Raw genomic sequence first — 22,441 nt, 5'->3', positions numbered from 1 at the left:
GGTCTCTTCTTCCTCGGTGGTCAGGCCCTCGCACTGGGATTGCCGTCCCGGCGGGGGCCGTCGCATGTCTGCGGTGTGTTGCGCTGAGCGTAGGGGAGGCAATGGCTCCCGAAGCCAGTCGAGTTGGTGATGTTCACTCGCGTGGGTGAGACGGCTCTGCGGGCGGGAGGAGGGGTGGGGCTTGGTGGGGGTTCTTTCACCCTTGTAGTCCTTGGGGAAGACCGTCTGCGCCACCGGAGCATGGGTTCTCGGGTTCCGGCGCGAGGTCGATTTCGACCCAGACGGTTTTACGGGGCGCGAGTCCCGGGATGGCACCCCAGCGGTCGGCGAGTGCGTCGACGAGGAGCAGGCCACGGCCGGACTCGGACTCCGGGGTGGGGAGTCGGGGTGTCGGCAGCCGGTCGTCGCGGGCGTCCGTGACCTCGATACGGAGGGTGTCGGCGACGACGTGGAGGAGCAGGCGGAAGTCGCGGCCGGGGATGCGGTCGTGCCGCACCGCGTTGGTCGCCAGCTCTGCGATGACGTGCCTTGCCGGGTCCGGTGGCAGTCCCCAGGAGCGCAGTTGTCCGGTGGCCAGGAGACGGGCCAGTCGGGCGCCGCGTGGGGTGGACGACAGCTGGATGCTGAAGTTGCGGATGGGGGCGGTGAGTCCGGGGGATTTCTGCGTCACGTCACTCAGCGTGGCGGCCCGTGCCTACAGTGAACAGTGACTCAGCGGGTGCGTACGGTGACTGTCCGGAGCTTGTCCGGTCGTGTCCGGGCTGTCGGGGCTGGACGTACGGGTAGGGCGCTGGGCACGGTCGTACGACGGAAGGGTGCGGGATGACGGCGGTCGAGGCGGACGCGGGTCGGCTCAACGGTGAGGCGGACGAGCCGGGTTGGGAGGTGGATCCCGACGACGAGTGGGGTGTCGCGGTCATCGCCACCGTCGGGCGGCAGCTGAAGCTGCGGCGGGAGGCGGTGGGGATGCGGGCCGCCGAGTTCGGGACGGCGGTCGGGTACGGCGAGGACATGGTCTACAAGATCGAGGGCGGGAAGCGGATCCCTCGGCAGGACTATCTGATCAGGGCCGATGAGGTGCTGGGGGCGGGTGGGCTCATCGCGGCGACGTGGGAGGACGTGAAGAGGGTCCGGTATCCCAAAAAGGTGCGGGAACTGGCCAAGTTGGAGGGGCAGGCGGTTGAGATCGGGGTGTACGAAAGCATCAGTGTCAACGGCCTGTTGCAGACCCCTGATCACGCGCGAGCCCTGTTCGAGTCTTGGCAGCCCGCATACTCGCCGGACGAGGTGGAGCGTCTGGTGGCTGCGCGCATGGCCCGGCAGTCCGTGTTCGAGCGGTCGCCGGCACCGTCGCTCAGCTTCGTCCAGGAGGAAGCGACGCTACGGCGCCCGGTTGGGGGCACAATGGTCTGGCGTCAGCAGCTTGAGCGCCTGCTGGAGGTGGGGCAGTTGCGGAACGTCAGGCTTCAGGTGATGCCGACGAGCAGCGAGGCCCATCCCGGTCTGAACGGGAGGATCGAGGTGCTGAAGTTCGGGGACGGTACTGCGGTGGGCCGGTCCGACGGTGCCTTCAGCGGCCGACCGACCACTGATCCGAAGCAGATCCGGATCCTCGAACTGCGGTATGGCACCATCCGAGCTCAGGCCCTTCCACCACGGGAGTCGCTGGCCTTGATTGAGCAACTGCTGGGAGAGACATGATCCGCAACGCTTCTGGCGGGGATACCTCCGCACTGGCGTGGTTCAAAAGCAGTTACAGCAGTGGCCCTGACGGCGACTCCTGCGTCGAGATCGCAACCACTCCGGGTGTGATCCACGTCCGCGACTCCAAGCAGGTCGCAGGCCCCCGGCTCGCGCTCGCGCCGGAGGCCTGGTCGGACTTCGTGGCCTCCGTCTAGCCGTCGTTCTTGTTCGTGCGGCGCGGCTATGCGGATGCCGAGGGCGTCGGAGCCGCCGCCGATGCGCAGGTCGATGACCTGGCCCTGGACTCCGACGCGGTGGAGAGGCAGGGCGGGCTTCCCGGGCCCACGACCAGGCGCTGGAGGAGTGGCCCGTGTCATGATGATCAGCTGCGCCGGAGCCTCTTCCGCGGCGTCATCGACAGCGCCCGGCCTCGCCCCGCGTTTGACCTACGTCACCCTCGGGGTATTCTCTCCGGCTCGATTGGCGTCGGCCTTGCCCCGTATGGCAGACTGTCCGAGTTGCTCGGTCGAGTGTTGATGCTGCGCGCCTCCCGCCGGGAGGACCGGAAGCGAGTCCCACAGTACTCGTCGTCCTAACTGCCACACGGCAGCGCTGGGGCGGACGTACGGGAATCTTTCGGGAAGCGTCAGTGCGGCGCCGGCCAGGCACCCGGTGGCCTTCTAGGTCCCGGTCTGCGGTTCCGGAAGGGCCGTGCGCATTCCCTGCAGGGATGTTCGTACAAGGGACATCTGTGTCAGCGGAAGAGCGACACGCCCGACCGCGTGGGTCGGACAGAAGGGCTGGAACGCCGGGTTCCAGAGCGTTACGAGAGACAGGACTACTAGTAGCCATGGCGGGACAGAAGATCCGCATCCGGCTCAAGGCCTACGACCACGAGGTCATCGACTCCTCGGCGAAGAAGATCGTCGAGACGGTGACGCGTACTGGTGCGTCGGTCGCGGGCCCGGTGCCGCTGCCCACTGAGAAGAACGTGTACTGCGTCATCAAGTCGCCGCACAAGTACAAGGACTCGCGCGAGCACTTCGAGATGCGCACGCACAAGCGCCTGATCGACATCCTCGACCCCACCCCCAAGACCGTTGACTCTCTGATGCGACTCGACCTCCCGGCCGGTGTCGACATCGAGATCAAGCTCTGAGGCCGGTGATCTGAGAGATGGCTAAGCAGATCAAGGGCATCCTGGGCGAGAAGCTCGGCATGACGCAGGTGTGGGACGCGAACAACCGCGTCGTCCCGGTCACCGTCGTCAAGGCCGGCCCCAACGTCGTCACCCAGGTCCGTACGAACGATGTCGACGGCTACGAGTCCGTCCAGATCGCTTTCGGCGAGATCGACCCGCGCAAGGTGAACAAGCCCCTCAAGGGCCACTTCGCCAAGGCCGACGTCACCCCCCGTCGCCACCTCGTCGAGATCCGCACCGCGGACGCCTCCGAGTACACGCTGGGCCAGGAGATCACCGCTGAGGTGTTCGAGGCCGGCGTGAAGGTCGACGTGACCGGCAAGAGCAAGGGCAAGGGCTTCGCCGGTGTCATGAAGCGCCACAACTTCCGTGGCCTCGGCGCCGGACACGGCACCCAGCGCAAGCACCGCTCTCCCGGTTCCATCGGTGGCTGCGCCACCCCGGGCCGTGTGTTCAAGGGCCTCCGCATGGCGGGTCGCATGGGCAACGAGCGGGTCACCACCCAGAACCTGACCGTCCACGCCGTTGACGCGGAGAAGGGTCTGCTGCTCATCAAGGGCGCGGTTCCCGGTCCGAACGGCGGCCTCGTCCTGGTCCGCACCGCGGCCAAGGGGGCCTGAGGTAATGAGCACTGTTGACATCCTTTCGCCGGCGGGCGACAAGGCCGGTTCCGTCGAGCTCCCCGCGGAGATCTTCGACGTCGAGAAGGTCAGCATCCCGCTGATCCACCAGGTCGTCGTCGCGCAGCTGGCCGCTGCCCGTCAGGGCACGCACAAGACCAAGACCCGTGGCGAGGTCCGCGGCGGTGGCAAGAAGCCGTACCGCCAGAAGGGCACCGGTCGCGCCCGTCAGGGTTCGACCCGCGCGCCGCAGTTCGCCGGTGGTGGCGTCGTGCACGGTCCCGTGCCGCGTGACTACTCGCAGCGGACCCCGAAGAAGATGAAGGCTGCCGCCCTGCGTCACGCCCTCACCGACCGGGCCCGCCACAACCGCATCCACGTCGTCTCCGGCGTGGTCGAGGGCGAGACCCCGTCCACCAAGGCCGCCAAGAGCCTGTTCGGCAAGATCAGCGAGCGCAAGAACCTGCTCCTGGTCGTCGACCGCTCCGACGAGGCCGCGTGGCTGTCCGCCCGCAACCTGCCCCAGGTCCACATCCTGGAGCCGGGCCAGCTGAACACGTACGACGTTCTCGTCTCGGACGACGTGGTCTTCACCAAGGCCGCCTTCGAGTCCTTCGTCGCCGGCCCGAAGGCCAACGACACCGAAGGGAGCGAGGTCTGATGGCCATCCGTCACCCCGCTATCGCCTCGAAGGCCGCGAAGAAGGCCAAGGAGGCTCGCGTCAAGAAGGCGCGGCGCCACGCCACCGAGGGCAAGAACACCGTCGAGACCCCGCTGAGCAAGTCCTTCACGGACCCCCGTGACGTGCTGCTCAAGCCGGTCGTCTCCGAGAAGAGCTACGCGCTTCTCGACGAGGGCAAGTACACGTTCATCGTCGACCCGAGCGCCAACAAGACCCAGATCAAGCAGGCCGTCCAGGCGGTCTTCTCGGTCAAGGTCACCGGGGTCAACACGATCAACCGCCAGGGCAAGCGCAAGCGCACCAAGACCGGCTTCGGTCAGCGCGCCGGCTCCAAGCGCGCGATCGTGACCCTCGCCGAGGGCGACCGTATCGACATCTTCGGCGGTCCGACCGCGTAAGCGGGTCGGATCGTCCGATATCGGACGAGGACTGAGAAATGGGAATCCGCAAGTACAAGCCGACTACGCCGGGCCGTCGTGGCTCCAGCGTCGCCGACTTCGTCGAGGTCACGCGGTCCACGCCGGAGAAGTCGTTGGTCCGCCCCCTGCACAGCAAGGGTGGCCGTAACAACTCCGGTCGTGTGACCGTCCGCCACCAGGGTGGTGGCCACAAGCGCGCCTACCGCGTGATCGACTTCCGTCGTCACGACAAGGACGGCGTGCCGGCGAAGGTCGCGCACATCGAGTACGACCCCAACCGCACCGCGCGCATCGCGCTGCTGCACTACGCCGACGGCGAGAAGCGCTACATCCTCGCCCCGCGCAACCTGCAGCAGGGTGACCGCGTCGAGAACGGTCCCGGGGCCGACATCAAGCCGGGCAACAACCTTGCCCTGCGCAACATCCCGGTCGGTACCACGCTGCACGCCATCGAGCTGCGTCCGGGCGGCGGCGCGAAGTTCGCCCGCTCCGCCGGCGCCTCCGTGCAGCTGCTCGCGAAGGAGGGCTCCATGGCCCACCTCCGCATGCCGTCCGGTGAGATCCGCCTGGTCGACGTGCGCTGCCGCGCCACCGTCGGCGAGGTGGGCAACGCCGAACAGAGCAACATCAACTGGGGTAAGGCGGGCCGTAAGCGCTGGCTGGGCGTTCGCCCGACCGTGCGTGGTGTGGTCATGAACCCGGTGGACCACCCGCACGGTGGTGGCGAGGGCCGTACCTCGGGTGGTCGTCACCCGGTGTCCCCGTGGGGCAAGAAGGAAGGCCGTACTCGTTCGCCCAAGAAGGCGTCGAACAAGTACATCGTCCGCCGCCGCAAGACGAACAAGAAGCGCTAAGGACGGGTTGAGATGCCTCGTAGCTTGAAGAAGGGGCCCTTCGTCGACGACCACCTGATCAAGAAGGTGGACGCCCAGAACGAAGCCGGCACCAAGAACGTCATCAAGACCTGGTCCCGTCGCTCGATGATCGTGCCGGCCATGCTCGGCCACACGCTCGCGGTGCACAACGGCAAGACCCACATTCCGGTGTTTGTCACCGAGTCGATGGTCGGCCACAAGCTCGGCGAGTTCTCGCCGACGCGCACCTTCCGGGGTCACGTCAAGGACGACCGGAAGTCGAAGCGCCGCTAAGCGCGGGGTGGAATGACCATGACAGACACTGGAAGGACAACCATGGAAGCCAGGGCCCAGGCGCGGTACATCCGCGTCACGCCCATGAAGGCCCGCCGTGTGGTGGACCTCATCCGTGGCCTCAACGCCACGGAGGCTCAGGCGGTCCTGCGTTTCGCCCCGCAGGCCGCGAGCGTGCCGGTCGGCAAGGTGCTGGACAGCGCCATCGCCAACGCCGCGCACAACTACGACCACACCGATGTCGACAGCCTCTACATCTCCGAGGCCTACGTCGACGAGGGCCCGACCCTGAAGCGGTTCCGGCCGCGTGCCCAGGGCCGTGCCTACCGGATCCGCAAGCGGACCAGCCACATCACCGTGGTCGTCAGCAGCAAGGAAGGAACCCGGTAATGGGCCAGAAGGTAAACCCGCACGGGTTCCGGCTCGGTGTCACGACCGACTTCAAGTCGCGTTGGTACGCCGACAAGCTGTACAAGGACTACGTCAAGGAAGACGTCGCCATCCGTCGGATGATGACGTCCGGCATGGAGCGCGCCGGCATCTCCAAGGTCGAGATCGAGCGCACCCGTGACCGTGTGCGTGTGGACATCCACACCGCGCGTCCGGGCATCGTCATCGGCCGCCGTGGCGCCGAGGCCGACCGCATCCGCGGTGACCTCGAGAAGCTCACCGGCAAGCAGGTCCAGCTGAACATCCTCGAGGTCAAGAACCCCGAGACGGACGCTCAGCTGGTCGCCCAGGCCGTCGCCGAGCAGCTCTCCTCCCGCGTCTCCTTCCGCCGTGCCATGCGCAAGAGCATGCAGTCGGCGATGAAGGCCGGCGCCAAGGGCATCAAGATCCAGTGCGGTGGCCGCCTCGGTGGCGCCGAGATGTCCCGCTCGGAGTTCTACCGCGAGGGCCGCGTGCCCCTGCACACGCTCCGCGCGAACGTGGACTACGGCTTCTTCGAGGCCAAGACGACCTTCGGCCGCATCGGTGTGAAGGTCTGGATCTACAAGGGCGACGTCAAGAACATCGCCGAGGTCCGCGCCGAGAACGCCGCTGCCCGTGCGGGTAACCGCCCGGCCCGCGGTGGCGCCGACCGCCCGGCCCGTGGTGGCCGCGGTGGCGAGCGTGGCGGGCGCGGTCGCAAGCCGCAGCAGGCTGCCGGCGCCGAGGCCCCCAAGGCCGAGGCTCCCGCGTCCGCCGCTCCGGCTGAGAGCACCGGAACGGAGGCCTGACCGAAATGCTGATCCCCCGTAGGGTCAAGCACCGCAAGCAGCACCACCCCAAGCGCAGTGGTATGGCCAAGGGTGGCACTGAGGTCGCATTCGGCGAGTACGGTATCCAGGCGCTGACCCCGGCGTATGTGACGAACCGCCAGATCGAGGCCGCTCGTATCGCCATGACGCGTCACATCAAGCGTGGTGGCAAGGTCTGGATCAACATCTACCCGGACCGCCCCCTCACCAAGAAGCCTGCCGAGACCCGCATGGGTTCCGGTAAGGGTTCGCCGGAGTGGTGGGTGGCCAACGTCAAGCCCGGACGCGTGATGTTCGAGCTGTCGTACCCCAACGAGAAGATCGCGCGCGAGGCCCTGACCCGTGCGGCCCACAAGCTGCCGATGAAGTGCAAGATCGTCAAGCGCGAGGCAGGTGAAGCGTGATGTCGGCCGGTACCAAGGCGTCGGAGCTGCGCGAGCTGGGCAACGAGGAGCTTCTCAACAAGCTCCGCGAGGCCAAGGAAGAGCTGTTCAACCTCCGCTTCCAGGCGGCGACGGGCCAGCTCGAGAACCACGGTCGGCTCAAGGCCGTCCGCAAGGACATCGCGCGGATCTACACCCTGATGCGTGAGCGCGAGCTGGGCATCGAGACGGTGGAGAGCGCATGAGCGAGAGCAACGTGACTGAAGAGACCAAGACGGACCGCGGTTTCCGCAAGACCCGAGAGGGTCTGGTCGTCAGCGACAAGATGGACAAGACCGTCGTCGTCGCCGTCGAGGACCGTGTGAAGCACGCGCTGTACGGCAAGGTCATCCGCCGTACGAACAAGCTCAAGGCCCACGACGAGCAGAACGCCGCGGGTGTCGGCGACCGCGTCCTCCTCATGGAGACCCGGCCGCTGTCCGCGACCAAGCGCTGGCGCGTCGTCGAGATCCTCGAGAAGGCCAAGTAATCCCTCCTAGGGGGACCCCCTAGGCATCGTTCCGCCAGGCTCGGGGAGAAGCGTGAGTCGTTCACGCCTCTCCCCGGGAACCGGCAGACAACCAGGAGATAGACGTGATCCAGCAGGAGTCGCGACTGCGTGTCGCCGACAACACGGGTGCGAAGGAGATCCTCTGCATCCGTGTGCTCGGCGGCTCCGGTCGCCGCTACGCGGGTATCGGTGACGTCATCGTCGCCACCGTCAAGGACGCGATCCCCGGTGGCAACGTGAAGAAGGGTGACGTCGTCAAGGCGGTCATCGTTCGCACCGTCAAGGAGCGCCGCCGTCCGGACGGCTCGTACATCCGCTTCGACGAGAACGCCGCCGTCATTCTCAAGAACGACGGCGACCCTCGTGGCACCCGTATCTTCGGCCCGGTCGGCCGTGAGCTGCGCGAGAAGAAGTTCATGAAGATCATCTCCCTCGCGCCGGAGGTGCTGTGAGCATGAAGATCAAGAAGGGCGACCTGGTCCAGGTCATCACCGGTAAGGACAAGGGCAAGCAGGGCAAGGTCATCGCGGCCTTCCCCCGCGAGGACCGGGTCCTGGTCGAGGGTGTCAACCGGGTCAAGAAGCACACCAAGGCCGGTCCGACGGCTCGCGGTTCGCAGGCCGGCGGCATCGTCACCACCGAGGCGCCGATCCACGTCTCCAACGTCCAGCTGGTCGTGGAGAAGGACGGCAACAAGGTCGTGACCCGCGTCGGTTACCGCTTCGACGACGAAGGCAACAAGATCCGCGTTGCCAAGCGGACGGGTGAGGACATCTGATGACGACCACCACCACTCCGCGTCTGAAGCAGAAGTACCGTGAGGAGATCACGGGCAAGCTGCGTGACGAGTTCAAGTACGAGAACGTCATGCAGATCCCCGGTCTCGTCAAGATCGTGGTCAACATGGGTGTGGGCGACGCCGCCCGCGACTCCAAGCTGATCGAGGGTGCCATCAAGGACCTCACCACGATCACCGGTCAGAAGCCGGCCGTCACCAAGGCCCGCAAGTCCATCGCGCAGTTCAAGCTGCGTGAGGGCCAGCCGATCGGTGCCCACGTCACGCTCCGTGGCGACCGCATGTGGGAGTTCCTGGACCGCACCCTGTCGCTCGCGCTCCCGCGCATCCGCGACTTCCGCGGCCTGTCCCCCAAGCAGTTCGACGGCCGTGGCAACTACACCTTCGGTCTCACGGAGCAGGTCATGTTCCACGAGATCGACCAGGACAAGATCGACCGCGTCCGGGGTATGGACATCACCGTGGTCACCACGGCGACCAACGACGCTGAGGGCCGCGCGCTCCTTCGTCACCTCGGCTTCCCCTTCAAGGAGGCGTGAGCGAGATGGCGAAGAAGGCTCTGATTGCCAAGGCTGCTCGCAAGCCCAAGTTCGGTGTGCGTGGCTACACCCGCTGCCAGCGCTGCGGCCGCCCGCACTCCGTGTACCGCAAGTTCGGCCTGTGCCGCGTGTGCCTTCGTGAGATGGCTCACCGTGGCGAGCTGCCGGGCGTGACCAAGAGCTCCTGGTAATCCCCCCAATCAGGGATTAGCAGGGCTCTCGGTAAGCATCTGGGGCGGCAGGACGTCCAGCTCGCATGCCTTAGGCTTGTGGGGTTGGGCGTCTGCCGCCGCCCTTACGACTTACTACGCCGTAGGTCCACCGCGCCGCACCCGTCCCGTCTCGGATCGGGGAGAGGGATGGCGCACCAGGAAACCCCGGCGAGAGAGGCCGAAGGCCAATTCATGACCATGACTGATCCGATCGCAGACATGCTGACGCGTCTGCGGAACGCGAACTCGGCGTACCACGACTCCGTGGCGATGCCGCACTCGAAGATCAAGTCGCACATCGCGGAGATCCTCCAGCAGGAGGGCTTCATCACGGGCTGGAAGGTCGAGGACGCCGAGGTCGGCAAGAACCTCGTCCTGGAGCTGAAGTTCGGCCCCAACCGTGAGCGCTCCATCGCGGGCATCAAGCGGATCTCCAAGCCCGGTCTCCGGGTGTACGCGAAGTCCACCAACCTGCCGAAGGTGCTGGGCGGCCTGGGCGTGGCCATCATCTCCACGTCCCACGGGCTCCTGACCGACAAGCAGGCGCAGAAGAAGGGCGTGGGTGGGGAAGTCCTCGCCTACGTCTGGTAATTCGGGAACGGAGGAGAGACAACATGTCGCGTATCGGCAAGCTCCCCATCCCGGTTCCCGCCGGCGTGGACGTCACCATCGACGGCCGTACGGTCGCGGTCAAGGGCCCCAAGGGCGAACTGACCCACACCGTCATCGCGCCGATCGACATCGCCAAGGCCGAGGACGGCACCCTTCAGGTGCTGCGGCCCAACGACGAGCGGCAGAGCAAGGCCCTGCACGGCCTGTCCCGCACGCTGGTGGCGAACATGATCACCGGTGTGACCCAGGGATACGTCAAGAAGCTCGAAATCAGCGGTGTCGGTTACCGCGTCCAGGCCAAGGGCTCCAACCTGGAGTTCTCCCTGGGCTACAGCCACCCGATCCTGGTCGAGGCCCCCGAGGGCATCACCTTCAAGGTGGAGTCCCCGACCCGTTTCTCGGTCGAGGGCATCGACAAGCAGAAGGTCGGCGAGGTTGCGGCCAACATCCGCAAGCTGCGCAAGCCCGACCCGTACAAGGCCAAGGGTGTCAAGTACGAGGGCGAAGTCATCCGCCGCAAGGTCGGAAAGGCGGGTAAGTAAGCCATGGCATACGGGCAGAAGATCCTGAAGGGCGACGCCTACAAGCGCGCCTCGATCAAGCGCCGTCACATCCGGATCCGCAAGCGGATCAACGGTACGGCGGAGCGTCCCCGTCTGGTCGTGACCCGCTCGAACCGCCACATCGTGGCGCAGGTGATCGACGACCTGAAGGGCCACACCCTGGCATCGGCGTCCACGCTGGACAGCTCGATCCGCGGTGGCGAGGGCGACAAGTCCGCGCAGGCCAAGCAGGTCGGCGCCCTGGTCGCCGAGCGTGCCAAGGCCGCCGGTGTCGAGGCCGTCGTGTTCGACCGTGGTGGTAACCAGTACGCGGGGCGCATCGCCGCCCTGGCGGACGCCGCCCGCGAGGCCGGACTCAAGTTCTGAGTCCTGGTTCCGTAGCTAGCGGAGACAGAGAGAGGTAATTCCAATGGCTGGACCCCAGCGCCGCGGTGGCGGTGCCGGTGGCGGCGAGCGGCGGGACCGGAAGGGCCGTGACGGCGGCGCAGCTGCCGCCGAGAAGACCGCGTACGTTGAGCGCGTCGTCGCGATCAACCGCGTCGCCAAGGTTGTGAAGGGTGGTCGTCGCTTCAGCTTCACCGCGCTGGTCGTGGTGGGCGACGGTGACGGCACCGTGGGTGTCGGATACGGCAAGGCCAAGGAGGTGCCGGCCGCCATCGCCAAGGGTGTTGAGGAGGCCAAGAAGCACTTCTTCAAGGTCCCCCGGATCCAGGGCACCATCCCGCACCCCATCCAGGGTGAGAAGGCGGCCGGCGTCGTCCTGCTCAAGCCCGCGTCGCCCGGTACCGGTGTTATCGCCGGTGGTCCGGTGCGTGCCGTGCTCGAGTGCGCCGGTATCCACGACGTGCTGTCGAAGTCGCTCGGCTCCGACAACGCCATCAACATCGTGCACGCGACCGTGGCGGCCCTGAAGGGCCTGCAGCGTCCCGAGGAGATCGCGGCCCGCCGTGGTCTGCCGCTCGAGGACGTCGCCCCCGCGGCTCTTCTCCGTGCGCGTGCCGGGGCGGGTGCGTAATCATGGCGCAGCTCAAGATTACGCAGGTCAAGTCCTACATCGGCAGCAAGCAGAACCACCGTGACACCCTGCGCTCCCTTGGCCTCAAGGGCATCAACACGCAGGTCGTCAAGGAGGACCGCCCCGAGTTCCGCGGCATGGTGCACACCGTCCGCCACCTCGTGACGGTCGAGGAGGTCGACTGATCATGGCGGAGAACAACCCGCTCAAGATCCACAACCTCCGTCCCGCCCCGGGCGCCAAGACCGCCAAGACCCGTGTGGGTCGTGGTGAGGCGTCGAAGGGTAAGACGGCCGGTCGTGGTACCAAGGGCACGAAGGCCCGCTACCAGGTTCCGGAGCGCTTCGAGGGTGGGCAGATGCCCCTCCACATGCGTCTCCCGAAGCTGAAGGGCTTCAAGAACCCGTTCAAGACCGAGTACCAGGTCGTGAACCTCGACAAGCTGGCGTCGCTGTACCCCGAGGGTGGCGAGGTCACCGTCGAGGGTCTGGTCGCCAAGGGTGCCGTTCGCAAGAACAGCCTCGTCAAGGTGCTCGGCCAGGGCGAGATCTCCGTGGCGCTGCAGGTGACGGTCGACGCCGTCTCCGGCTCCGCCAAGGAGAAGATCACCGCCGCCGGCGGCACCGTCACCGAGCTCGTCTGAACTCCACAGGCGTCTTGATGACCTGAGCGATCCCGACCGGGGATACCCCACAAATGGGGTATCCCCGGTTGGTCGTTCCTAGGGCGGCAGTCGCGCCGGTAAGGTGGCCTGCACTGCCCTCTTTTCACAGGGAGCCGCACACCGGGCACTCTGAGCGGCAGTTGACCGTTACCTATTCGTCGAACCTCAAGACCGTCACCCTTGACGCAGTTGCGCGGGGGTCGCAGGAGGCACCGTGCTCACCGCGTTCGCCCGGGCGTTCAAGACGCCCGACCTGCGCAAGAAGCTGCTCTTCACGCTCTTCATCATCGTGGTCTACCGGGTCGGTACGCACGTCCCGATCCCGGGTGTCGACTACCGGAACGTCCAGACCTGTATCGACAACGCCCAGGCCAACTCGGGCCTGTTCGGTCTGGTGAACATGTTCAGCGGCGGCGCCTTGCTGCAGATCACGATCTTCGCGCTGGGCATCATGCCGTACATCACGGCGAGCATCATCCTGCAACTGTTGACCGTGGTGATCCCGCGTCTGGAAGCCCTGAAGAAGGAGGGCCAGGCCGGCACGGCGAAGATCACGCAGTACACCCGGTACCTGACGATCGCCCTCGCCATCCTCCAGGGCACCGGCCTCGTCGCCACGGCCCGCAGCGGATCTTTGTTCCAGGGCTGCCCGGTGGCCGGCCAGATCGTCCCGGACCAGTCGATCTTCGTCACCATGACCATGGTCATCACGATGACCGCCGGCACGGCGGCCGTGATGTGGCTCGGTGAGCTCATCACCGACCGCGGCATCGGCAACGGCATGTCGATCCTGATGTTCATCTCGATCGCCGCCACCTTCCCGTCCGCCCTGTGGGCCATCAAGGAGCAGGGCTCCCTGGCCGACGGCTGGATCGAGTTCGGCACCGTCATCGCGGTCGGCCTTGTCATGGTCGGCCTAGTGGTCTTCGTCGAGCAGGCCCAGCGCCGCATCCCGGTTCAGTACGCCAAGCGCATGATCGGCCGCCGCTCCTACGGTGGTACGTCCACGTACATCCCGCTGAAGGTGAACCAGGCGGGTGTGATCCCCGTCATCTTCGCCTCGTCGTTGCTCTACATTCCGGCGCTGATCGTCCAGTTCGCCAACTCTCAGGCGGGATGGGCGGTCTGGATCACAAAGAACCTGGCCGATACGGCGGCGCCGGCGCACATCACTGTTTATTTCTTCCTGATTGTCTTCTTCGCGTTCTTCTACGTGGCGATCTCCTTCAACCCCGAGGAAGTCGCCGACAACATGAAGAAGTATGGTGGCTTCATCCCGGGCATCCGGGCTGGCCGGCCGACCGCTGAGTACCTGTCGTACGTGCTCAACCGGATCACCTGGCCGGGTTCGCTGTACTTGGGGCTGATCGCTCTCGTGCCGACGATGGCGTTGGCTGGTTTCGGGGCAAACCAGAACTTCCCGTTCGGCGGGACCAGCATCCTGATCATCGTGGGTGTCGGTCTCGAGACGGTGAAGCAGATCGAGAGCCAGCTCCAGCAGCGCAATTACGAAGGGTTCCTCCGCTGATGCGTATCGTCCTCGTCGGGCCGCCGGGTGCCGGTAAGGGAACGCAGGCCGCGTTCCTGGCTCAGAACCTGTCGATCCCGCACATCTCCACGGGCGACCTGTTCCGGGCCAACATCAGCCAGCAGACGGAACTCGGCAAACTGGCGAAGTCCTACATCGACGCGGGCAATCTCGTGCCCGACGAGGTCACCATCGCGATGGCGAAGGACCGCATGGAGCAGCCGGACGCCGAGAACGGCTTCCTGCTGGACGGCTTCCCCCGCAACGTCTCCCAGGCCGAGGCGCTCGACGAGCTGCTCGAGACCGAGAGCATGCAGCTCGACGCGGTGCTGGACCTGGAGGTCCCCGAGGACGAGGTGGTCAAGCGGATCGCCGGCCGCCGTGTCTGCCGCAACGAGTCGGCGCACGTCTTCCACGTGACGTACAAGCCGCCGGCCAAGGAGGGCGTCTGCGACGTCTGCGGCGGCGAGCTCTACCAGCGCGGCGACGACTCCGAGGAGACCGTCCGCAAGCGGCTGGAGGTCTACCACACGCAGACCGAGCCGATCATCGACTACTACAAGGCGCAGGGGCTGGTCGTGACGATCTCCGCGCTCGGCAAGGTCGAGGAGGTCACGGCTCGCGCCATGGAGGCGCTGCAGCGTGACGAGGACGGTCAGTAGAAGCGTTCGAGAATCCGTGAGGAAGCCCGCGTCGTTCCCTGGTGGACGACGAGGGCTTCCTTGTTTCCTCAGGGCCCCGGTCATCAGGGAGAGCGGACCCCAGCGAAGCAGCAGAGCCCCGCTTCACGCAGGCCGCTCAGCGTTCCCGCCTCAAGCGGGGCTCTGCCCGTTCCAGGCGGATGCCGCCGCCGCTTCGGCGGGCGTCGGCGCGTACGCGTATCCTGGAGCGCCGCGATACCAGTGGCCAGGAGGCGCAACCCATCATGGTGCAGATCAAGACCCCCGAGCAGATCGCCAAGATGCGTGAGGCGGGGCTCGTCGTCGCCGCCATTCACGCGGCGACCCGCGAGGCCGCCGTGCCCGGGGCCACGACGAGGGATCTGGACCAGGTCGCCCGCAAGGTGCTGGCCGAGCACAACGCCAAGCCGAACTTCCTCGGCTACGGCGGCTTCCCCGCGACCATCTGCACCTCGGTGAACGAGGTCGTCGTCCACGGCATCCCCTCCGACGACGTCGTCCTCAAGGACGGGGACGTCATCTCCATCGACTGCGGCGCGATCATCGACGGCTGGCACGGTGACGCCGCCTACACGGCCTTCGTGGGATCCGGTCACGCTCCGGAACTGGTCGAGCTCTCCCGGGTCACCGAGGAGTCGATGTGGGCGGGCATCGCGGCCATGAAGCAGGGCAACCGGCTGGTCGACGTCTCCCGGGCCATCGAGACGTACATCCGCCGTCAGCCCAAGCCCGGCGGCGGCCGGTACGGGATCATCGAGGACTACGGCGGCCACGGCATCGGCACCGAGATGCACATGGACCCGCACCTGCTGAACTACGTCGAGCGGCGGCGCGGCAAGGGCCCCAAGCTGGTGCCCGGCTTCTGCCTCGCCATCGAGCCGATGGTGTCCCTGGGCACGCCGAAGACGGAGGTCCTGGAGGACGACTGGACGGTCGTCACCACGGACGGCACCTGGTCGTCCCACTGGGAGCACTCGGTCGCGCTGACGGAGGAGGGCCCGCTGGTGCTCACGGCCCCCGACGGCGGCAAGGCGAAGCTGGCGGAGCACGGGATCGTCGCCGCCCCCGACCCCCTGGCCTGAGCGCCGTCCGGGGAGGGGCATCCTGCGGTCGGCGGCCGCGCCCACGCGGCTGAGCCGCACATCGGCACATCCCCCGGACCTCTTAGAGGGCGCTTAAAGCACACTCCGCCGGGGCAGACTTCCCCGATTCGTGTTTCCGAGGGCCCTGGCGTAGACTGACTCGTCGGCTCTTGTGTACCCGCATGCCTGCATGCGCTCGCACGGAGTCGATCAAGGTAGTCGATTCGAAGGGCGAAGCGTGGCCAAGAAGCAAGGTGCCATCGAGATCGAGGGCACTGTCGTCGAGTCTCTTCCGAACGCCATGTTCAAGGTCGAGCTCCAGAACGGCCACCAGGTCCTGGCACACATCAGCGGCAAGATGCGTATGCACTACATCCGCATCCTCCCTGACGACCGGGTCGTGGTGGAGCTGTCTCCGTACGACCTGACGCGTGGCCGGATCGTCTACCGCTACAAGTAGATCTTGCCCGCATCCCGCTTCGCGGCGGGGTGGTGGCACTGACCCGGAGAACCTCACCTAATGAAGGTCAAGCCGAGCGTCAAGAAGATCTGCGACAAGTGCAGGGTGATCCGCCGTCACGGCCGGGTCATGGTCATCTGCGACAACCCGCGCCACAAGCAGCGCCAGGGCTGAAGCACGACCGATCCCTCTGCATTCCTCGCAGGGATTCGCGCGACGCAAGCTGAATATGTTCATACGCAGGACCCAGGCGGACGACGTTTCGCCTGACACCCCCGGCTCGGAGGCCGGGGACCCAGTTCGTACCTGGTACGGCGGCTGGGAGTCGGTTCTGTGGAAGACCTCCGACAAGTAACTGGAGCCATTGAATGGCACGCGTTTCCGGTGTTGACATCCCGCGCGACAAGCGCGTGGAGATCGCCCTCACCTACGTGTTCGGCATCGGCCGGACCCTCTCGCAGCAGACGCTGGCCGCCACCGGCGTCGACCCGAACACCCGCGTTCGCGACCTCTCCGAGGAGCAGCTCGTCGCGATCCGTGAGTTCGTCGACAACAACATCAAGACCGAGGGTGACCTCCGTCGCGAGATCCAGGCCGACATCCGCCGCAAGGTCGAGATCGGTACCTACCAGGGTCTGCGTCACCGTCGCGGTCTGCCCGTCCGCGGTCAGCGCACCAGCACCAACGCCCGCACCCGCAAGGGCCCGCGTCGCGCCATCGCCGGCAAGAAGAAGCCGGGCAAGAAGTAGTCCGCAGCGGACACCTGTCCACGGTCTTCGCTGTAGGACCGACCACCTCCCGTAGGAGTAATAGATGCCCCCCAAGGGTCGTCAGGGCGCTGCCAAGAAGGTGCGCCGCAAGGAAAAGAAGAACGTCGCTCACGGCCACGCGCACATCAAGAGCACGTTCAACAACACGATCGTCTCGATCACGGACCCGTCGGGCAACGTGATCTCCTGGGCCTCCGCCGGTCACGTCGGCTTCAAGGGCTCGAGGAAGTCCACGCCGTTCGCCGCGCAGATGGCCGCCGAGTCGGCTGCCCGCCGCGCCCAGGAGCACGGCATGCGCAAGGTCGACGTGTTCGTGAAGGGTCCGGGTTCCGGTCGTGAGACCGCGATCCGCTCCCTGCAGGCCACGGGCCTCGAGGTCGGCTCCATCCAGGACGTCACCCCGACCCCGCACAACGGCTGCCGTCCGCCGAAGCGCCGCCGCGTCTGACGCGAGGCTGCCGCACGCAGGCTGTGGTTCCGGGCGGTACGGCTCCGTAAAAGAGCCGTATCGCCCGTACCCTTGCAGTACCCGCGCTTTTTCCTGGTGCGGTTTCCGTCGGACGTCATATAGCGGGCGTCCACGAAAGAAGGATCTGATCCACACATGCTGATCGCTCAGCGTCCCTCGTTGACCGAAGAGGTCGTCGACGAGTTCCGCTCCCGGTTCGTGATCGAGCCGCTGGAGCCGGGCTTCGGTTACACCCTCGGCAACTCCCTGCGCCGGACCCTCCTCTCCTCGATCCCGGGTGCGGCGGTCACGTCCATCCGCATCGACGGCGTGCTGCACGAGTTCACCACCGTGCCGGGCGTCAAGGAGGACGTCACCGACCTGATCCTCAACATCAAGCAGCTGGTCGTCTCCTCGGAGCACGACGAGCCGGTCGTGATGTACCTGCGCAAGCAGGGCCCGGGTCTGGTCACCGCCGCCGACATCGCGCCGCCGGCCGGTGTCGAGGTCCACAACCCCGACCTCGTCCTCGCCACGCTCAACGGCAAGGGCAAGCTGGAGATGGAGCTGACGGTCGAGCGTGGCCGCGGTTACGTCTCCGCCGTGCAGAACAAGCAGGTCGGCCAGGAGATCGGCCGGATCCCGGTCGACTCGATCTACTCGCCGGTGCTCAAGGTCACGTACAAGGTCGAGGCCACGCGTGTCGAGCAGCGGACCGACTTCGACAAGCTGATCGTCGACGTCGAGACCAAGCAGGCCATGCGGCCGCGTGACGCCATGGCCTCCGCCGGTAAGACCCTGGTCGAGCTGTTCGGTCTGGCCCGCGAGCTCAACATCGACGCCGAGGGCATCGACATGGGCCCGTCCCCCACGGACGCCGCCCTTGCCGCCGACCTGGCGCTGCCGATCGAGGAGCTGGAGCTCACGGTCCGCTCCTACAACTGCCTCAAGCGTGAGGGCATCCACTCCGTGGGTGAGCTCGTCGCGCGTTCCGAGGCGGACCTGCTCGACATTCGCAACTTCGGTGCGAAGTCGATCGACGAGGTCAAGGCGAAGCTGGCCGGCATGGGCCTGGCCCTGAAGGACAGCCCGCCCGGATTCGACCCGACCGCCGCCGCGGACGCCTTCGGTGCGGACGACGACGCGGACGCGGGCTTCGTGGAGACCGAGCAGTACTGAGTCTCCGCTTCCGGGGTTCGCGTCAGCGGGCCCCGGATCTCCGACAGGCAAACCCGCCTGCTCGGATACTGACTCCGGTACCTGATACGGCCGGGGCAGACACCTAGGAGAAACACCATGCCGAAGCCCACCAAGGGTGCCCGTATGGGCGGCAGCGCCGCGCACGAGAAGCTCCTCCTCGCGAACCTCGCGAAGGCGCTGTTCGAGCACGGTCGCATCACCACCACCGAGGCGAAGGCGCGCAAGCTGCGTCCGTACGCCGAGCGTCTGGTCACCAAGGCGAAGAAGGGCGACCTTCACAACCGCCGTCAGGTGCTCCAGGTCATCACGGACAAGAGCATCGTCCACACGCTCTTCACCGAGATCGGCCCGCGCTACGAGAACCGTCCGGGTGGCTACACCCGCATCACCAAGATCGGTAACCGCCGTGGCGACAACGCGCCCATGGCTGTCATCGAACTGGTCGAGGGGCTGACGGTGGCGCAGGAGGCGACCGGCGAGGCCGAGGCCGCGACCAAGCGTGCCGCCAAGGACGCCGAGGCTGCCGAGGCTCAGGTCGACACGACCAAGGCCGATGACGCCGAGGAGTCCAAGGACGCGTAAGCGTTCTGCCGGGGCTGTTCGCCTGCGGCCGCGGCTTCGTCGTGGTTGTTCGTGCCCACGCGGCGGAGCCGCAAGTCAACACAGCCCCGCGCCCCTGAGAGGGCGATGGCGGGTCCGTTCCTTATCGGGAGCGGGCCCGCTTTTGTGTTCTGAGAGGATCTGTACGTGAGTGATGAAGTGGCACCCGGCTGCGTCCGGGCCCGGCTCGATCTGTCGTACGACGGGAGCGAGTTCTCCGGGTGGGCCAAGCAGGCCGGGGGGCGCCGGACCGTGCAGGGGGAGATCGAGGACGCCCTGCGGACCGTGACGCGGTCGCGGGAGACCTACGAGCTGACCGTGGCGGGACGTACCGACGCCGGGGTGCATGCGCGGGGGCAGGTCGCGCATGTCGATCTGCCGCGTGAGGTGTGGGCCGAGCACCACCAGAAGCTGCTCAAGCGGCTCGCCGGGCGGCTGCCCAGGGACGTGCGGGTCTGGGCCCTCAGGGAGGCGCCCAGCGGGTTCAACGCCCGCTTCTCGGCGGTCTGGAGGCGTTACGCGTACCGGGTCACCGACAACCCCGGGGGCGTCGACCCGCTGCTGCGCAACCATGTGCTGTGGCACGACTGGCCCCTCGACGTGGATGCCATGAACGAGGCCGCCCGGGGACTGCTGGGCGAGCACGACTTCGCCGCCTACTGCAAGAAGCGGGAGGGGGCCACCACCATCCGTACGCTGCAGGAACTGAGCCTGGTGCGGGGGGCCGACGGGATCATCACCGCCACCGTGCGGGCCGACGCCTTCTGCCACAACATGGTGCGGTCGCTCATCGGGGCGCTGCTGTTCGTGGGGGACGGGCACCGGCCCGCCGACTGGCCCGGGAAGGTGCTGGCGGCCGGCGTACGGGACTCGGCCGTGCACGTCGTACGGCCGCACGGGCTGACGCTGGAGGAGGTCGGCTACCCGGCCGACGAGTTGCTCGCCGCGCGCAACAAGGAGGCGCGGAACAAGCGGTCGCTGCCGTCGGCGGGGTGCTGCTGACCGGCTTCCGCCCTTCCTCACCGGTCGGTGGAGTTCCAGGTGGTGACCAGCCCTGAGAGGGCCGTGGCGGCGGTGTCGGCGTCGGTGCCGTCGCCGCGTGCGTCACGGGAGAGCTCCACGTGGAGGAACTTGGCGTGGTGGCGCTCCGCGGCCCTGCCCTGGACGTTCGTGGTGCCTTCCAAGGGGCAGCGATCCGACCAGCCCCGGCAGACCCGCAGCCCGTCGGCCTGCATGCCGTCGGCCAGGGCGACGGCCTCGGTGAGGGTGCTCCGCGCGGCTCCGGTGGACAGGACTGCCTCGTAGGGGCGGCGTGAGTCCTTGCCGAAGCCGTGCAGTTGTACGCCCGGGACGTCGCGTTTTTGGAACTCCACGACGATGGCGTGGAAGAGGCTGTCCTCCCGGTGGGCGACGTCGGCGGCGTCGCCCCGGCCGGCCTCGCGGTGCGCGCCGGCCAGGACCAGCGAGCCGCCGGGGTTGTCCTCCAGAAGCCGCACGCCGAGGCGTTCGGTGTCCTGGTCGGAGACCGGGTGCGGTATCTGAGCGTTCCAGCGGACGTCGGAGTCGGCGGTCAGGTAGAGGCGCCCCCAGCGTTCGGCCCGGCCCGGGCGGGCGGCGGCGATCTCGTCGTACCTGCGGCCGGACTCGGTGTCGGTGAGGCGGGTGAGCTCGAGGCCGAGGGGGGCGAGCAGTCGTTCGGCCTTCGTGGCATCGCCGTCCAGGAGGTGGCCGACGCTCTCGGCGACGCGCTCGCGCTGGGTGTCGTCCGGTGGGGTGTACGCGGCGTCGGGTTCCAGATCGGCCGTGTACGTGAGGATCCTGCTGCGGAGGTCCACCAACTCCCGGGCGTGTGGAGTGGCGTTGTCCGTTGACCGGTCTGTTGCCGACTGGCAGCCGAACAAGGCGAGGACCAGTCCGATTTGAACCATAATGCGAGTCAAATGTGACTGTCTTGTGACGGTAACTTCCGTGGTGCTTGTGCGCTTCATGTGAATATGATGCGGTGACACTTCGTAATCCTCTCCGGATCGCCCGGGCGGCAACCGCTTTCGCGGCCACCATCGCCGTGACGACCGCGTGTACCTCCGCGGCCTCCGCCCCGCAGGTGAAGCCGGGTGGCCGCTCGTTCACCGTCGCCGCCGCCGGTGACGTGCTGATCCACCCCGAGTTGGTCGACCAGGCCGCCAAGGATGCCGAGAAGACCGGCGAGGGAGAGGCCGGGCTGGACTTCGGGCCGCTGCTCGCCGGGGTGAAGCCGGTCATCAGCAAGGCCGATCTGGCCATCTGTCACATGGAGACGCCCGTCGGGAATCCGCGGGGCCCCTTCGAGGGGTACCCCGAGTTCCTCGTCCCGCCGCAGATCCTGACGACGCTCAAGGGTGTGGGCTACGACACCTGTTCGACGGCCTCCAATCACACCTACGACCACGGCCTCGGGGCCGTGCGGCGCACCTTGAACGCCATGGACGAGGCCGGCCTCGGGCACACCGGGTCCGCCCGTACGCCCGAGGAAGCGGAACGCATCACCATTCGTGACGTCAAAGGCGTCAAGGTCGCCCACCTCTCGTTCTCCTGGATGTCGTTCCGCCATCCGACGCCGGAGAAGGAGAAATGGGCGTTCAACGAGCTCGACGCGGACGCGATCAAGGACGCCGAGGCCCGGGCCCGCGAGAAGGGCGCCGAGGTGGTCATCCTCTCGGTCCACTGGGGGGCCGAGCACTACAACGAACCGAGCGTCCCCCAGCTGCGGTTGGCGGAGCGGCTCACCACGGAGACCGGGATCGACCTGGTGATCGGGCACCACTCCCATGCGGTGCAGCCGATCCAGAAGGTGAACGGCACCTGGGTCGCCTACAGCCTGGGCAACCAGGTCGCCCGTCACTCCTCGCCCACCGGGGTCACCGAGGAGGGTGCGATCGGCTGGTTCGAGTTCCGTGAGACGACCGACGGCTGGGACGTCTCCGCCCGCTACGCCACGACGCTCGTGGACATCCCGCCCGAGGTGGAGGCCGGTGAGAAGCCGCCCGCCGACGCGGTCGAGGACCACCGGGTGGTGGACGTGCGGCGGGCGCTCGACGCGCCGGGCGACGTCTCCGAGGAGCGGCTGGCCCGCTACCGGCTGGCGGCCGACCGCACGCGTGGCTTCCTGTACAACCGCGGGGCTCCGGGCGGCGACGGCCTGAAGGAGCTCACGCTGGAGCGTGACTAGCGCCACAGCGCATCGGGGCCGAGCGACACAACCTCGCCCCTCCCCAACAGTCTTGTAAACGGCGGTCCGTTGCACCCTCCCCCTGGAGGGGTGTCCTGTGCGGCCGTCCTTCACCTAGAGAGGCCGGAGGAGACCAC

The 22,441-nt window shown here is 67.1% G+C and carries 36 protein-coding genes; 34 read left to right on the top strand and 2 right to left on the bottom strand.

The annotated features are described in order from the left end of the window. Positions 1-196: 196 nt before the first annotated feature. On the bottom strand, positions 197-670 hold the full coding sequence (locus ACWD1U_RS22105) for an ATP-binding protein (protein WP_451109786.1): 474 nt from the start codon (positions 668-670) through the stop codon (positions 197-199). Between the two features lie 152 nt (positions 671-822). On the opposite strand from ACWD1U_RS22105, the gene ACWD1U_RS22100 reads away from it, so the two are divergent. From ACWD1U_RS22100 to truA, 33 genes are all read left to right on the top strand, one after another. Further along, entirely contained in the window at positions 823-1,701 is an 879-nt protein-coding gene (locus ACWD1U_RS22100; RefSeq protein ID WP_451109784.1) for a helix-turn-helix domain-containing protein, read from the top strand. Continuing rightward, a complete protein-coding gene (locus ACWD1U_RS22095; RefSeq protein WP_451109782.1) occupies positions 1,698-1,898 on the top strand; it encodes a DUF397 domain-containing protein in 201 nt (66 codons plus the stop codon). Before ACWD1U_RS22100 ends, ACWD1U_RS22095 begins: the two co-directional genes overlap by 4 nt. A 635-nt stretch (positions 1,899-2,533) precedes the next feature. Continuing rightward, positions 2,534-2,842, top strand: a complete 309-nt coding sequence (gene rpsJ, locus ACWD1U_RS22090) for a 30S ribosomal protein S10 (protein ID WP_003948644.1) — start codon at positions 2,534-2,536, stop codon at positions 2,840-2,842. Between the two features lie 17 nt (positions 2,843-2,859). Then, the gene (rplC, locus tag ACWD1U_RS22085) at positions 2,860-3,504 is read left to right on the top strand and encodes a 50S ribosomal protein L3 (RefSeq protein WP_010036739.1); all 645 of its coding nucleotides are present in this window, start codon (positions 2,860-2,862) and stop codon (positions 3,502-3,504) included. Positions 3,505-3,508: 4 nt separating this feature from the next. After that, entirely contained in the window at positions 3,509-4,165 is a 657-nt protein-coding gene (rplD, locus tag ACWD1U_RS22080; RefSeq protein ID WP_059424831.1) for a 50S ribosomal protein L4, read from the top strand. Next, positions 4,165-4,584, top strand: coding sequence for a 50S ribosomal protein L23 (gene rplW / locus ACWD1U_RS22075; protein WP_361196789.1), 420 nt, complete (start codon positions 4,165-4,167; stop codon positions 4,582-4,584). Before rplD ends, rplW begins: the two co-directional genes overlap by 1 nt. Positions 4,585-4,622: 38 nt before the next feature. Then, entirely contained in the window at positions 4,623-5,459 is an 837-nt protein-coding gene (gene rplB, locus ACWD1U_RS22070; protein WP_145867745.1) for a 50S ribosomal protein L2, read from the top strand. A gap of 12 nt (positions 5,460-5,471) precedes the next feature. After that, positions 5,472-5,753 carry a 30S ribosomal protein S19 gene (gene rpsS, locus ACWD1U_RS22065; RefSeq protein ID WP_003992359.1) on the top strand — a complete coding sequence of 94 codons (282 nt, stop codon included), beginning with the start codon at positions 5,472-5,474 and terminating at the stop codon, positions 5,751-5,753. Positions 5,754-5,795: 42 nt separating this feature from the next. Continuing rightward, complete coding sequence (gene rplV, locus ACWD1U_RS22060) at positions 5,796-6,143, top strand: 50S ribosomal protein L22 (protein WP_010036727.1); 348 nt, start codon at positions 5,796-5,798, stop codon at positions 6,141-6,143. After that, the gene (rpsC, locus tag ACWD1U_RS22055) at positions 6,143-6,973 is read left to right on the top strand and encodes a 30S ribosomal protein S3 (protein WP_059424834.1); all 831 of its coding nucleotides are present in this window, start codon (positions 6,143-6,145) and stop codon (positions 6,971-6,973) included. The genes rplV and rpsC overlap by 1 nt, the downstream gene beginning before the upstream one ends. A gap of 5 nt (positions 6,974-6,978) precedes the next feature. Next, entirely contained in the window at positions 6,979-7,398 is a 420-nt protein-coding gene (gene rplP / locus ACWD1U_RS22050) for a 50S ribosomal protein L16 (protein ID WP_086601013.1), read from the top strand. Continuing rightward, the gene (rpmC, locus tag ACWD1U_RS22045) at positions 7,398-7,622 is read left to right on the top strand and encodes a 50S ribosomal protein L29 (RefSeq protein ID WP_010036720.1); all 225 of its coding nucleotides are present in this window, start codon (positions 7,398-7,400) and stop codon (positions 7,620-7,622) included. Before rplP ends, rpmC begins: the two co-directional genes overlap by 1 nt. Next, entirely contained in the window at positions 7,619-7,906 is a 288-nt protein-coding gene (gene rpsQ / locus ACWD1U_RS22040) for a 30S ribosomal protein S17 (protein WP_010036717.1), read from the top strand. Before rpmC ends, rpsQ begins: the two co-directional genes overlap by 4 nt. Positions 7,907-8,010: 104 nt before the next feature. Further along, positions 8,011-8,379: a 50S ribosomal protein L14 gene (gene rplN, locus ACWD1U_RS22035; RefSeq protein ID WP_003998823.1), complete on the top strand. Its 369-nt coding sequence runs from the start codon at positions 8,011-8,013 to the stop codon at positions 8,377-8,379. Between the two features lie 2 nt (positions 8,380-8,381). Next, on the top strand, positions 8,382-8,705 hold the full coding sequence (gene rplX, locus ACWD1U_RS22030; RefSeq protein WP_003992365.1) for a 50S ribosomal protein L24: 324 nt from the start codon (positions 8,382-8,384) through the stop codon (positions 8,703-8,705). Continuing rightward, the gene (rplE, locus tag ACWD1U_RS22025; RefSeq protein ID WP_030233867.1) at positions 8,705-9,262 is read left to right on the top strand and encodes a 50S ribosomal protein L5; all 558 of its coding nucleotides are present in this window, start codon (positions 8,705-8,707) and stop codon (positions 9,260-9,262) included. The genes rplX and rplE overlap by 1 nt, the downstream gene beginning before the upstream one ends. Before the next feature lie 5 nt (positions 9,263-9,267). Next, positions 9,268-9,453 carry a type Z 30S ribosomal protein S14 gene (locus ACWD1U_RS22020; protein ID WP_003948630.1) on the top strand — a complete coding sequence of 62 codons (186 nt, stop codon included), beginning with the start codon at positions 9,268-9,270 and terminating at the stop codon, positions 9,451-9,453. A gap of 213 nt (positions 9,454-9,666) precedes the next feature. Beyond that, positions 9,667-10,065, top strand: coding sequence for a 30S ribosomal protein S8 (gene rpsH / locus ACWD1U_RS22015; protein WP_003992367.1), 399 nt, complete (start codon positions 9,667-9,669; stop codon positions 10,063-10,065). Between the two features lie 23 nt (positions 10,066-10,088). After that, positions 10,089-10,628, top strand: coding sequence for a 50S ribosomal protein L6 (gene rplF, locus ACWD1U_RS22010; RefSeq protein WP_451109776.1), 540 nt, complete (start codon positions 10,089-10,091; stop codon positions 10,626-10,628). Positions 10,629-10,631: 3 nt separating this feature from the next. Beyond that, a complete protein-coding gene (gene rplR / locus ACWD1U_RS22005) occupies positions 10,632-11,015 on the top strand; it encodes a 50S ribosomal protein L18 (RefSeq protein ID WP_184987145.1) in 384 nt (127 codons plus the stop codon). 43 nt (positions 11,016-11,058) lie between these two features. Next, a complete protein-coding gene (rpsE, locus tag ACWD1U_RS22000) occupies positions 11,059-11,664 on the top strand; it encodes a 30S ribosomal protein S5 (RefSeq protein ID WP_003992370.1) in 606 nt (201 codons plus the stop codon). 2 nt (positions 11,665-11,666) lie between these two features. Further along, a complete protein-coding gene (gene rpmD / locus ACWD1U_RS21995; protein WP_003974250.1) occupies positions 11,667-11,849 on the top strand; it encodes a 50S ribosomal protein L30 in 183 nt (60 codons plus the stop codon). 2 nt (positions 11,850-11,851) lie between these two features. After that, positions 11,852-12,307 carry a 50S ribosomal protein L15 gene (gene rplO / locus ACWD1U_RS21990; RefSeq protein ID WP_053846784.1) on the top strand — a complete coding sequence of 152 codons (456 nt, stop codon included), beginning with the start codon at positions 11,852-11,854 and terminating at the stop codon, positions 12,305-12,307. 235 nt (positions 12,308-12,542) lie between these two features. Continuing rightward, a complete protein-coding gene (gene secY / locus ACWD1U_RS21985; protein ID WP_451109772.1) occupies positions 12,543-13,856 on the top strand; it encodes a preprotein translocase subunit SecY in 1,314 nt (437 codons plus the stop codon). Beyond that, entirely contained in the window at positions 13,856-14,518 is a 663-nt protein-coding gene (locus ACWD1U_RS21980) for an adenylate kinase (protein WP_451109771.1), read from the top strand. The genes secY and ACWD1U_RS21980 overlap by 1 nt, the downstream gene beginning before the upstream one ends. Before the next feature lie 263 nt (positions 14,519-14,781). Beyond that, the gene (gene map / locus ACWD1U_RS21975) at positions 14,782-15,618 is read left to right on the top strand and encodes a type I methionyl aminopeptidase (RefSeq protein WP_451109769.1); all 837 of its coding nucleotides are present in this window, start codon (positions 14,782-14,784) and stop codon (positions 15,616-15,618) included. A 238-nt stretch (positions 15,619-15,856) separates the two neighbouring features. Further along, on the top strand, positions 15,857-16,078 hold the full coding sequence (infA, locus tag ACWD1U_RS21970) for a translation initiation factor IF-1 (protein ID WP_003948620.1): 222 nt from the start codon (positions 15,857-15,859) through the stop codon (positions 16,076-16,078). A 60-nt stretch (positions 16,079-16,138) separates the two neighbouring features. Further along, positions 16,139-16,252: a 50S ribosomal protein L36 gene (gene rpmJ, locus ACWD1U_RS21965; RefSeq protein ID WP_003974245.1), complete on the top strand. Its 114-nt coding sequence runs from the start codon at positions 16,139-16,141 to the stop codon at positions 16,250-16,252. Positions 16,253-16,446: 194 nt separating this feature from the next. After that, complete coding sequence (gene rpsM / locus ACWD1U_RS21960; protein WP_003992375.1) at positions 16,447-16,827, top strand: 30S ribosomal protein S13; 381 nt, start codon at positions 16,447-16,449, stop codon at positions 16,825-16,827. A gap of 64 nt (positions 16,828-16,891) precedes the next feature. Beyond that, the gene (rpsK, locus tag ACWD1U_RS21955) at positions 16,892-17,296 is read left to right on the top strand and encodes a 30S ribosomal protein S11 (RefSeq protein WP_003956432.1); all 405 of its coding nucleotides are present in this window, start codon (positions 16,892-16,894) and stop codon (positions 17,294-17,296) included. Positions 17,297-17,452: 156 nt separating this feature from the next. Next, positions 17,453-18,475: a DNA-directed RNA polymerase subunit alpha gene (locus ACWD1U_RS21950; RefSeq protein ID WP_003966937.1), complete on the top strand. Its 1,023-nt coding sequence runs from the start codon at positions 17,453-17,455 to the stop codon at positions 18,473-18,475. A 117-nt stretch (positions 18,476-18,592) separates the two neighbouring features. Then, complete coding sequence (gene rplQ / locus ACWD1U_RS21945; protein WP_451109765.1) at positions 18,593-19,078, top strand: 50S ribosomal protein L17; 486 nt, start codon at positions 18,593-18,595, stop codon at positions 19,076-19,078. A 165-nt stretch (positions 19,079-19,243) separates the two neighbouring features. Beyond that, entirely contained in the window at positions 19,244-20,098 is an 855-nt protein-coding gene (gene truA / locus ACWD1U_RS21940) for a tRNA pseudouridine(38-40) synthase TruA (protein ID WP_451109763.1), read from the top strand. A gap of 17 nt (positions 20,099-20,115) precedes the next feature. Here truA and ACWD1U_RS21935 read toward each other — a convergent pair whose 3' ends face one another. Beyond that, the gene (locus ACWD1U_RS21935; protein WP_451109761.1) at positions 20,116-21,024 is read right to left on the bottom strand and encodes a hypothetical protein; all 909 of its coding nucleotides are present in this window, start codon (positions 21,022-21,024) and stop codon (positions 20,116-20,118) included. 131 nt (positions 21,025-21,155) lie between these two features. Here ACWD1U_RS21935 and ACWD1U_RS21930 point away from each other — a divergent pair, with 131 nt between their 5' ends. Further along, a complete protein-coding gene (locus ACWD1U_RS21930; protein WP_451109842.1) occupies positions 21,156-22,304 on the top strand; it encodes a CapA family protein in 1,149 nt (382 codons plus the stop codon). Positions 22,305-22,441 lie beyond the last annotated feature (137 nt).

This window comes from Streptomyces sp. NPDC002788, assembly GCF_053592115.1.
Note: the sequence above shows the minus strand (reverse complement) of the source record. Positions and strands in the feature narration are given on the sequence as shown.